This window comes from Helicobacter sp. T3_23-1059, from assembly GCF_053654515.1.
This window is the reverse complement of the sequence record NZ_JBSIUV010000058.1, coordinates 1-10,435: the sequence shown is the minus strand read 5'-3', so window position 1 is coordinate 10,435 and position 10,435 is coordinate 1. Positions and strand designations below refer to the sequence as shown.

Genomic DNA, 10,435 nt, shown 5'->3' with positions numbered 1-10,435 from the left:
CTTTGCTTACGCTTAGTCCTACAATTTGCTTTTTTAGAGCTAGAAAGATTTAGCGCAGAGTTACTCTCTCTCTCTCTCTCTCTCGTTTTTGTGGTGCTAGTTTTTGCACCTTTGATAAATGTAGCCATTTGTTGCTCCTTATATTTAGGATATTTCTTTACTTTAGCAAAAAATAGAGCAAAATCTAAGATTGTGCTATCTAAAATCTGCTTGAAAGTAAATGATTTGTAAATAGTAACGAAAAAATACTTAAATGATTCTTAAAAAACAAAAAAAAAAAAAACGCCCAAAAAATCTTGCATATCACGCAAAATACGCAACCTCACTCGTCTAAAAAATCCTAAACACAGCATTTCATAACATTTTTTGCCTTATTTTATTTGCGATTTGTTTGTATTTGTCGGCAAAAAAGCAAATCGCCTTAGCGAAAAATTAGCCAAAAAAGAGCCAAAATCATAGGCAAAAATAAACCAAAATCAAAAAAAACCCTAGCGATGCTAAATCTATACTAAAACCATTTAGAGACTTTTAGCATAAGCGCGCTAGAGATAGCCGAGCTAAAATACGCTCCTGTGTAGCCAAGTGTCAATTCTGTATTGCCCCTCAAAGCCCAATGCAAATTTATATCTGCCACACCATACACGGGGGACAAATAAAGCCTGCCTTTAGCCTGCTCGCCGTTATGATTTAGATATGACACGGTAGGGTTATAAAGCATATTATACACAACTCCTAGTGTAGAGGAAAATCTAAAGGTATTTCTTAAGGCTTTGTGGTAGTGTATCTGCACCCTTGCTTGAGGTAGATGAAAAATGTTTGATTTTACTTCTTTGGCGTCATAGGTGGGGGCTGTTTGTGGTAAGCCACCGCCACTTATGGCGTTCCATTTGAGCGTTTGGAGCATATCATAGCTTATGCCAAATTCTGGCGAAAAATATGAGTTTCGCTTCACAGAATAAAACTTTTTGCCCGCTCTTATATCTAGCCCGACATTCCACGCGCTTAGCATATCAGGCTGTGGTTTTTGGGTGGTGCGCGAAGTGTATGACGCGCTAGAATCTAAAAATCTCCCCCCTCCCCTCAAAGTCGTTTTGATAAACCATTCGTTTGTCCCGTGCGTAGCAAATGGTTTGAAATAAGTCAAACCGCCATTTATGCCGTGATTTTGGTTTGCCACTGATATGTCATCTGTCGCGCTTGGTGTGCTTGTGGCTAAATAGCTAAAATCATATCCTATATATGCGCCAAATCGCCCTGATAGTGGTCCTAGATTTCGCTCGATGCCTGCTAAGATACCACCGCCTATGTCGTGTCCTTTTGCTTTGGCGTTTAGATATGTATGTGTCGTGTAGGGAGTGATGAAAAAATGCTGTTTTTTGTCGCCATAATATGGGATAAACACCCTATCAAGCGCGTCTAAAATCTGCTGATTTGTCCATTCTTGTTTGTCTAAATCTACGCCTTTTAAGCGAATCTTATTTACCTCGCTTAAATCCACTCGCACAGAATCTAACTCTAATTGCTTTTTTTTGTCCTGCTCTAGCTTGGCTTGGGCGGTGAAAAATGCTTCTTTTTCTTTTAGCTTAGATTTTGCTTGCTCGATTTGGTTTTTGGTTTGGGCTATCTCGGGGTTTTTGCCTGCATTTGGCTGGGTATAAAACTGCCTTAGCCTTGTTTGGATTGCGCTAATGACATTTTGGGTTAGCTTGATTTCGGTATTTCGGGCTTTTGCAACTTCGATTTGGGTATGCTCTGCCCTCAAAGATTCTAGTTCAGCCTTAGTATCAAGCGGTGCTAAGTAGTGCTGCTTTGCGATTTCGCTTGCTTGGGCTTGGTATTCTTGCTTGGTGCGCTCTTTTATGGTGTCTATGTCGCGCTCATAAGCGGATTTTATCTCTTTTTGTTTGGCATTCACTTTTAAAAGCTCTTTTTCGCTATTTGCGATTAGGGCGTCTTGGTTTTGGGATTCTTGCTTTGTCTTGGTGTTTAGATTTTTTAGCTTAGCATCAAGGCTTGCTATGTCTTTTTGTCGCTCTTTTTGTGTGGTTTTTTGCGTGGGGGTTAGATTTTTTATCTGCGCATCTGCTTCGTAGTCTTTTTGTAGCTGGCGTATTTCGGCATTTATGCGTGCGCTTTCTTGCTCTAGGGTTTTGGCTAGGTTTGCTTTGTGGGATTTGCTCTGCGTGATTTGGTTTTGGAGTTTGCTAGCTAGGGCGTTTTGCTCAGCTAGCTCGCTATCTCTTTGCTTATTTTTAGTAGCGATTTGTTCTCTCTCTTGTGCTTGGAGTTTGGCTTGGGCTTTGTTTTTTGCCTCTGTTTCTAGCCGTGCTAGCCGTTGTTTTTCTCTCTCGTGGGCTTGGATTTTGCTTTGCAGGGCTGTTTTTGCTTTTTGCTCGGCTAGGACTTTTGCTTTTTGGATTAAGACTTCTTTTTGCTTGTCTTTTTCGGCTTCTATGGCGACTTGAATGTCTTTTTCGCGCAAATCATTATGCTGTGCGTTTAGGGACTCTAGCTTGGATTCTAGCTTGGTAATTTCGATTTTTTCTTTTGCGACTTTGCTAGCGACATATACTTCGATAGCTTCATAGTCGTAATCTCTATTGCGGATAGATTCTTCTGCTTCTTTTAGCTCGCCCACAGCGGTTTTTTTGCCATAGTTTGAGTGAAAACTTTTCCGTGTCATAGAATCTAGCATACTATCCGTTATGGCGGTATTTCGCAAATGTGTAAGCGCGATATTTTCTAGCATAGCACTTGAAAAAGTGGTGTCTTGTGCTTGTGCATTTTGAGTAGCTAGGGCTAGGGCTACTGCCGTGCTTAGCGTGCTTAGCCTGCTTAGAGTTGCTAGATTTTGTGTGTTGGTAGTATTTTTTGCGATTTGTTTTGTTTGCTTCATTTCTTTCATTTGCTTCATTTGTTTCATTGGTGTTCTCCCGTTTTATTGCCTTTCATACGCGCTTATAAAGGCTGATGATACAAGGCTTTTAAGTAGTTTTTGCTAGCTTATGCCAACCCCCGTTTTTTGCTTAAAATCGCTTAAGCATTTTAAGTCTTTTGTAAATAGAAATTAAACTATTTATAAACTTACAAAAACCTTAAAAATACAAAATATCGCGTAAAGTAGGTAACTTTAGCATAAAAATGCGAGTTGTAGTCGTGGTGTAGTTATACTAGATTTTGGATATAGTTTTGTGGATTTGCAAAAAGATTTGCAAAAAAATTTGCAAAAAAATTTGGAAGTATATTTGAAGTGGTATTTGAAATGGATTTATGGAATATTTCTAGGGAATCTTAGGCTTTTTTAGTAAGTTTCTATGGGAGGATTTTAGGGGAGGATTTTAGGATTTTGTAAAAAAGGCTAAAAAATAAGGCAAAAAAAATGCTAAGTCTTTATCGATTTAACGACAAAGACTTAGCAACGCTAGAATCGAATCTTTGATTCTTTTTGCAAGATTTTAGAATCTTATAGCTTGCTAGCGTTATTTTTTAGGTAGTCTTTCACACCATCGGCTGTAGGCTTCATACCTGCTTGCCCTTTTTGCCAGCCTGCTGGGCATACTTCGCCGTGCTCTTGGACAAATAGTAGCGCGTCTGCCATTCGTAGCATTTCGTCCATATTTCGTCCAAGTGGTAAGTCATTGATAACCGCGTGGCGAATGATTTGGTCTTTGTCGATTAGGAAACTACCGCGAAGCGCGACTGCTCCATTTACAAGCACATCATAATCGCGTGAAATTTGCTTAGTAATGTCTGAAACCATAGGGAAGCTGACATTGCCGATACCACCTTGATCTACGGGTGTATTTTTCCACGCAAAATGCACGACATCAGAGTCGATAGACACGCCGATGACATTAAAGCCCTTTTCGGCAAAATCTTTCACGCGGTGGTCCATAGCTAAAATCTCGCTAGGACATACAAAAGTAAAATCTTTTGGCCAAAAGAACACGACTGCGCCGTTTTTGCCTAGATTTTTGCTAAGCTCAAAGCTTTCTACGATTTGGTTGTTTGCTAGCACTGCTGGTGCATTGAAATCAGGTGCTTTTCTTGTAACTAACATAGTTACTCCTTTTTGTTTAAGATTTATGATAATCAATAAAAATTATCAATTAGAATTGTAGCCTATAAAAAGTTAATCAATTTTTAAAAAACACAATTTTTGTGTAATTTTTATGTAAATTTTATATGTTTGTGCGAAATTTTGAAAAATATTTTGACATAGGCAATAGAATTTTTGCTTCATTTTTTGCAAAATCATTTATATATTTTGCTTTATAAGATTTTGCTAGCACTGCTTTTATACGCATTTTGGCTACACTAAAATCATTTATTTTATGCTTTTTAGATTTTGGGGCTAGGCGTTTAGGCAATTTTTGCCATTTTTTGCTAAGATTCTCGCTTTATCAAAACTCATCTAATCCGCAATAATGACTTAAACATACCAAACAACGCTACAAAAAGGACATAAATGGCTACCTCCACAAATACATCTAACCCCGCAAATTTGTTTATTATAGAAGTAAATTACACCGCAAGTTTGGAAGTGATAGATTCTATTGTTAGTGAGCATAGGGCGTATTTAGCGCAAGGCTATGAGGCAGGATTTTTGCTAGCCTCAGGACCTCGCAATCCAAAAACAGGCGGAATCATCATCGGGCGATTTGCTAGTTTGCAAGAAGCTAGAGATTTCACCAAAAATGACCCATATTATCTAAAAAACGCCGCTAGCTATGAAATCATCGAATTTAGCCCTGTGCTTTTTGATGAGAAAATCAAAGATTTTTTAAGCGCGTAAATCCCTGCTAAACAAAGCACAACGCAAACAACGCAAACAAAGCAACAACAACCCCAAAAACAAATCATAAAAGGCACAATATGAACCACATTATCCACACCATTGTCGATGCCGTAGGCTCTTTTGGCTATGCAGGCATTTTTATTATGATGTTTTTAGAATCTAGCTTTTTTCCTTTTCCCTCCGAAGTGGCGATGATTCCCGCTGGCTACCTTGTGTATCGTGGCGAGATGAATATGTATCTAGCACTTTTAGCAGGTGCGTTAGGAAGCCTAGCTGGTGCGCTTTTTAACTACTATTTGGCATTGTATTTTGGCAGGGGATTTTTGCTAAAGTATGGCAAATATTTCTTTTTCACGCAAAAAACAATGGACAAAATGGATAGCTTTTTCCAAAAGCACGGCGAAATCAGCACATTTTTGGGCAGGCTGATTATGGGCGTGCGTCAATACATATCCTTGCCCGCTGGACTAGCGCGAATGAATATCATAAAATTTAGCTTTTATACGACTTTGGGGGCAAGCATTTGGATAGCTATTTTAGCAGTGTTTGGGTATTATTTGGGAGTGTGGTTTGGAGATGATTTAAGCATTAGCAATATTGTGGATATTTTTTCTTCAAAAACAGGCATTGCAGAGTTTGCAAGCGTGAAGCAAAATCTACGCTATATCGCCTTTGGCACGCTAGGTTTTGTCTGCGTTATCGGGCTTATTTACGCATTGATTTACAAATCTCGCCACAAAAACGACAAACAATAACCACAAAATCAAACCATAAAAGAAACCCAAATGAACCTAGTCATAGCACTTGATTTGCCTAGCCTAGAGGAAAATCTACGCCTTATAAAATCACTAGATTTTCTAAAAGATTCTGTCCCCCACGACTTAAAATCTAGCGAACTAAAATCTAAAATCTGGCTAAAAGTCGGGCTTAGGGCGTTTGTGCGCGATAGCATAGCAGGTATAGAAGCGATAAAAAAAGCGTGTGATTTGCCTATCTTTTTGGATTTAAAACTCTATGACATACCAAATACGATGGCAGATGCGGTGCAAGAATGCGCTAAAATCGGCATAGATATGCTGACAATCCACGCAAGCGCAGGACAAAGGGCTATGCAAGAAGTAATGGCTAGACTTGAAAATCTTGCAAATGAAAATCTAGCGCAAAATCCAAAAGCAGATTCTACCCACGCAATAGATTCACTACGCGATAATCCAAACATTAAAAATATTAAAAAACCGCTTATAATGGCAGTTAGCGCACTTACTAGCTTTGATGAAGCAGAATTTAGCGCGGTGTATAACAAAGACATTACAAACGCTGTAAAGGATTTTGCCTTTGCGTGTGATAAATCCCGCATAAATGGTATGGTTTGCTCCGTGCAAGAATGTGCTTTTATCAAAAAATCTTACCCGCATTTGCTTACCCTAACGCCTGCGATACGGCCAAATCTAACTACAAACATTTCACAAAATAGCGCGAAAAAATCTAGCAACAAACTACAAGACAAAACAAAAGATGACCAAAAGCGCGTAGCAAGCATACAAGAAGCATATAATGCAGGAGCGGATTTTATCGTAGTGGGACGCCCTATCTATAATGCTAAATCGCCACAAAAAGCCCTGCGCGATATATTACAACAAATGCAAAATCTATCATAAGGCAAGCAATGAGCAAAATCCAAATCCTAAAAACCCCGCAAGAGTTGCAATCCTACTGCACGCAGATAAAAACCACAAACAATAACCACACTTTAGGGCTAGTCCCAACGATGGGTGCGCTACATTTAGGACACGCATCACTAATCACAAAAAGCACAAAAGATAACGCTCATACCATCGTATCAATCTTTGTAAATCCTGCGCAATTTGGGGCAAATGAGGATTTATCCACATATCCGCGCACACTAGAATCTGACATAAAAAAATGCGAGGAGCTAGGAGCAAGCGCGGTATTTATCCCAAGTGCTAGCGATATGTATGCAAGCGATGATGAAGCAGGGCTAACCCCACCAAAATCATTTGGCTTTGTGCTAGAGGGTTTTGCCCGCCCTAGCCATTTTGGCGGGGTGTTGCAAGTGGTTATGAAACTTTTTTGGCTTGTGCGCCCAGATAATGCGTATTTTGGACAAAAAGATGCCCAACAGCTCTTAATCATTCAAAAAATGGTGAAAGATTTTTTTATCCCTGTTTGTATCGTGCCTTGCCCTATCGTGCGCGATATAGATGGGCTAGCTCTAAGCTCGCGCAATGCGTATTTAACACCTAAAGAGCGAGAGATTGCGCTATCTATCCCAAAGGCGATAAAATCTATGCAAGACACTTATCAAACAATGCTAGATTCTAATGCAAAATCTAAAGATTGCGCAAATATTGATTCTAGCAAAATCCTCAAAGCAGGCTTAGCAGTGCTAAAAAATAGTCAAATAAAGCTAGAATATCTAAATGCTTGCAACTATGAGCTAAGGCAAATAAACCACATAACGCCAAATAAAAGCATAATCTTGCTTGCAGGATATGTAGGCAAAACCCGCTTGCTTGATAATCTATGGCTATAAGATTTTGCGATAAATGTGGATTTTTAAATGGTATGAAATAAAGGCATAAACGCCCAAAAGTAAGGCATAAAAGAACTAAAATATGTCAAAATACCCGCGCAAGATTCTAAGCAACATTTTTAAGGAGGCATAATGATAAAAAAATATTTCGCTATGGCATTTGTGCTATGCGCGATTTCGCTAAGTGTGGCGTTTGAGAGTATCGATGATGCGCTAAAAAATGGCGTAAGCAAGGGGGATTTAATCTTTTATGGAAATTTCATAGGCGGTGTAAATGGCACACAGCGCGTAGTCTCAAACAAAAATGCTGGACTTGCAAGCTATGGATATTTGGGAAATATGGGCTATTTTTTGGGCAATGTAGGGCTAGGATACACTTCAGGTTTTTATAAAAACTTCCGCGCAAGCGTGAGTTTTCGCGCTATGGCTAGCTTTTATGATTCTAAAAAAGGTGCGGGCAATGTCAAAGAGGATTTTTTCAACTCCAACCAAGCAGCCCTAGCAGAATCTTTTATAGAATATTTTGATGGCGATACCAATGTCAAAGTCGGCAGAATCGACATAAAAAACGAATGGGTAAATACGCTTACTGATGCGATTTGGGTGCGAAACCGCTCGCTAGAAAATCTACTTATTGAGGGATTTTGGGCGTATGATTTTGGGAGGATTGATTATTATGCGATGACGCATTTTGTGCGCCCTAGTCAAGCGGGGGTGTATTATTTGGGTGCGAAGTATTATTTTTTAGATGATAGGCTAACGCTAAAGGCTTATACTTACTTTGCGCCACCGATTTTTACCGCTGTGGGAGGGAATCTCCAAGCGGATTTTGACATAGGAGAAAAATTTACCCTCCAAGCAAGGACGGGCGGGGCATATAGCTTTGAGCATAAAAACGCATTGCAAATCGTTCAAGCTAGTGGCAAAAATGACGGGGGGGTGTTTTATTTGCAGGGGAATTTTTCGATGAAAAACGCCTTTGAGATTGCCGCTGGATATGTGCTGACAGGATATAAGGCTGGCTTTGGGAGTTTGGGACTTTTAGGCGAAGATATTAGCCCGTTTTTTGTCTGGGGAGGACGCGTCCTAAAAACACAGCCAAACGCAAATCTAATCTATGGCAAAATCTCTGCGAAATTAAAGCGATTTAACTTTTTTGTAGCGTATGGCGGGACTTTTTATGACGCGCTAGAATCTAGCACGGGGGCAAATGGTATAGCAACGCTAAATCGCATAAAATCCACGCAAAATGAAGTTGATGCGGGGTTTGAGATTTGGTTTAGTGATAATGTCATAGGCGTGGTAAATGTGGTAAATACGCATTTGGATTCACGCGGTGTGCCAACCCTAACCCAAGTAAATGGCGGGCTAAGGCTCGCATTTTAGATTTTTTTAGATTTTTAGATTTTCATAAAATGGGCTAGCGTAGTCCCACAACAGCGTAACCACACAGCGTAACACCATCTAGAAAATAGGGAAAATTTAGGGCAAAATTACCCACAAAATTACGCCTTTTATAAATTAGCAAGATAGTTTTATAATGGCTAGATTTGCTAGATTTTAGCTTATTTGCTTATTGTTTGTTGATTGTTTGTGTATGGTTTATTTATCATTTGTGGTGTATTTACTTTGGAATATAATTTGCTAGCAAGCAAACCAAATGTAAATGAATCCGCAAGGAGTATATGACCAAATGCGCACAAAATGGCAAAAACAAACCACACTTAACAATCCATTACGCAAACATATATTTGCTAGATTTTCACAAAAATGGGCTTTTTGGGCAAGATTAGCAAAAATCGCTAATTTTTGCACGCATTTTGCAAATTTGCAATTTTTAATGTTTAAGCCGTATTTTTTGCAAAAATCTATCAAAAACCTAGCATTAGTGGCGTTTATACTAGGTGCTTGCCTCCTAAACTCTATCCCTGCAAAATCAAACACGCTAAATTGGGACGATTTAGAAGAGACACAAAAAACGTTGCTAAAAAAGCTTTGGAATGTCGGCAAACCGTATGATTTGCACTACGCCCTAATCGCTATTTCGTATGCAGAATCTAGGCTTGGGCTATACCCGCTAAATCTGCAAACTTATGATTGTGGCGTGCTACATATCAATATCAAAAGCTATCTTAGGTTTAATAAAATCAAAGATTCCCCGCTAAATCGCAATATTTATTGTGGAAATCTAATCGTAAATGAGGATTTATCCATAAATGCCGCCCTTGATACGCTTCAATATTTTTATGAATATTGGGCTAAGCGCAAAAAAAATCCTCTAGAATACGCCATAAAAAGCTACAATGCAGGGTTTAAGGTGCATTCTACAACGGCACAAAAATATTACAACAAAGTCTATAAAAACATACAAGAAGTCAAAAAGCTAGAAAAACAAGGTTTATTGCGACAACAACGAGCGACAAAGACACAATAGATTTTGTTTTTTACCATTTTTGTTTTTTTATTGTTAGATTTTGGTTTTTGCTTTTTTTTTAGTTTTTTGTGCTATTTTGTTTTTTTAGTTTTTGCGAATAGATTTTGGTTTTTGTCATTTAGTTTTTTTTGCATTTTTGTTTTTTACCATTAAAATTTGGTTTTTTACTATTTCGTTTTTTAGTTTTTTGACATTTAGGGCGATTAGATTTTTGTTTTTGTTTTCTTATTGAAAAAATTAGATTTTATACTTTTCAAATTTGAAAGCATAGTAACATAAAATCCCCCCTCCCTCTGCGGAAAGGGCTAAGGTGGCGGGTAGATTTTGTGCAACACAAAATCTATTTTTAGCCATTTTTTGTCATTGCCACGCGGATTTTGCATAAAATCTGCGTGGCAACCTAAAATTCCACCTCTCTTGCGGAGTGGGTTTGGGGGAGGGTATATCCCACATTATAGAATCATTTGTAGCGTTTTTTGAGGAAGCGGGAGTTTTATTTACCAACCCCCATTTTGTCCCCCTCCGCAAAGGATGGGGAAATATTTGTCATACTGAGGTTTGGCACAAACCGAAGTATCCAAAATATTAAGTTGTGTCATACTGAGGCTTTTAAAAAGCCGAAGTATCTCAAAAATCTAAAAACGCCAAT

10 protein-coding genes are annotated in these 10,435 nt (G+C 38.7%); 6 read left to right on the top strand and 4 right to left on the bottom strand.

Features of this window, described 5'->3' with window-relative positions; translation table 11 throughout:
- Positions 1 to 508 precede the first annotated feature (508 nt).
- The 3 genes from ACWIX0_RS11595 to ACWIX0_RS11585 all read right to left on the bottom strand — a co-directional run bounded on the left by ACWIX0_RS11595 (position 509) and on the right by ACWIX0_RS11585 (position 4,370).
- The gene (locus ACWIX0_RS11595) at positions 509 to 2,923 is read right to left on the bottom strand and encodes a hypothetical protein (RefSeq protein WP_454174152.1); all 2,415 of its coding nucleotides are present in this window, start codon (positions 2,921 to 2,923) and stop codon (positions 509 to 511) included.
- A 540-nt stretch (positions 2,924 to 3,463) separates the two neighbouring features.
- Entirely contained in the window at positions 3,464 to 4,060 is a 597-nt protein-coding gene (locus ACWIX0_RS11590) for a peroxiredoxin (RefSeq protein ID WP_023926841.1), read from the bottom strand.
- A 121-nt stretch (positions 4,061 to 4,181) separates the two neighbouring features.
- Positions 4,182 to 4,370 carry a hypothetical protein gene (locus tag ACWIX0_RS11585; protein ID WP_454174151.1) on the bottom strand — a complete coding sequence of 63 codons (189 nt, stop codon included), beginning with the start codon at positions 4,368 to 4,370 and terminating at the stop codon, positions 4,182 to 4,184.
- 98 nt (positions 4,371 to 4,468) lie between these two features.
- Here ACWIX0_RS11585 and ACWIX0_RS11580 point away from each other — a divergent pair, with 98 nt between their 5' ends.
- The 6 genes from ACWIX0_RS11580 to ACWIX0_RS11555 all read left to right on the top strand — a co-directional run bounded on the left by ACWIX0_RS11580 (position 4,469) and on the right by ACWIX0_RS11555 (position 9,786).
- Entirely contained in the window at positions 4,469 to 4,795 is a 327-nt protein-coding gene (locus ACWIX0_RS11580; protein WP_454174150.1) for a YciI family protein, read from the top strand.
- 80 nt (positions 4,796 to 4,875) lie between these two features.
- Positions 4,876 to 5,553, top strand: coding sequence for a DedA family protein (locus ACWIX0_RS11575; protein WP_454174149.1), 678 nt, complete (start codon positions 4,876 to 4,878; stop codon positions 5,551 to 5,553).
- A 30-nt stretch (positions 5,554 to 5,583) separates the two neighbouring features.
- Positions 5,584 to 6,456, top strand: coding sequence for an orotidine 5'-phosphate decarboxylase / HUMPS family protein (locus tag ACWIX0_RS11570; protein ID WP_454174148.1), 873 nt, complete (start codon positions 5,584 to 5,586; stop codon positions 6,454 to 6,456).
- A gap of 17 nt (positions 6,457 to 6,473) precedes the next feature.
- Positions 6,474 to 7,352 carry a pantoate--beta-alanine ligase gene (panC, locus tag ACWIX0_RS11565; protein ID WP_454174153.1) on the top strand — a complete coding sequence of 293 codons (879 nt, stop codon included), beginning with the start codon at positions 6,474 to 6,476 and terminating at the stop codon, positions 7,350 to 7,352.
- 132 nt (positions 7,353 to 7,484) lie between these two features.
- On the top strand, positions 7,485 to 8,738 hold the full coding sequence (locus ACWIX0_RS11560; RefSeq protein ID WP_454174147.1) for a hypothetical protein: 1,254 nt from the start codon (positions 7,485 to 7,487) through the stop codon (positions 8,736 to 8,738).
- A gap of 307 nt (positions 8,739 to 9,045) precedes the next feature.
- Entirely contained in the window at positions 9,046 to 9,786 is a 741-nt protein-coding gene (locus ACWIX0_RS11555) for a hypothetical protein (RefSeq protein ID WP_454174146.1), read from the top strand.
- A gap of 360 nt (positions 9,787 to 10,146) precedes the next feature.
- On the opposite strand, the gene ACWIX0_RS11550 is transcribed toward ACWIX0_RS11555, so the two are convergent.
- Positions 10,147 to 10,290, bottom strand: coding sequence for a hypothetical protein (locus tag ACWIX0_RS11550; protein WP_454174145.1), 144 nt, complete (start codon positions 10,288 to 10,290; stop codon positions 10,147 to 10,149).
- Positions 10,291 to 10,435 lie beyond the last annotated feature (145 nt).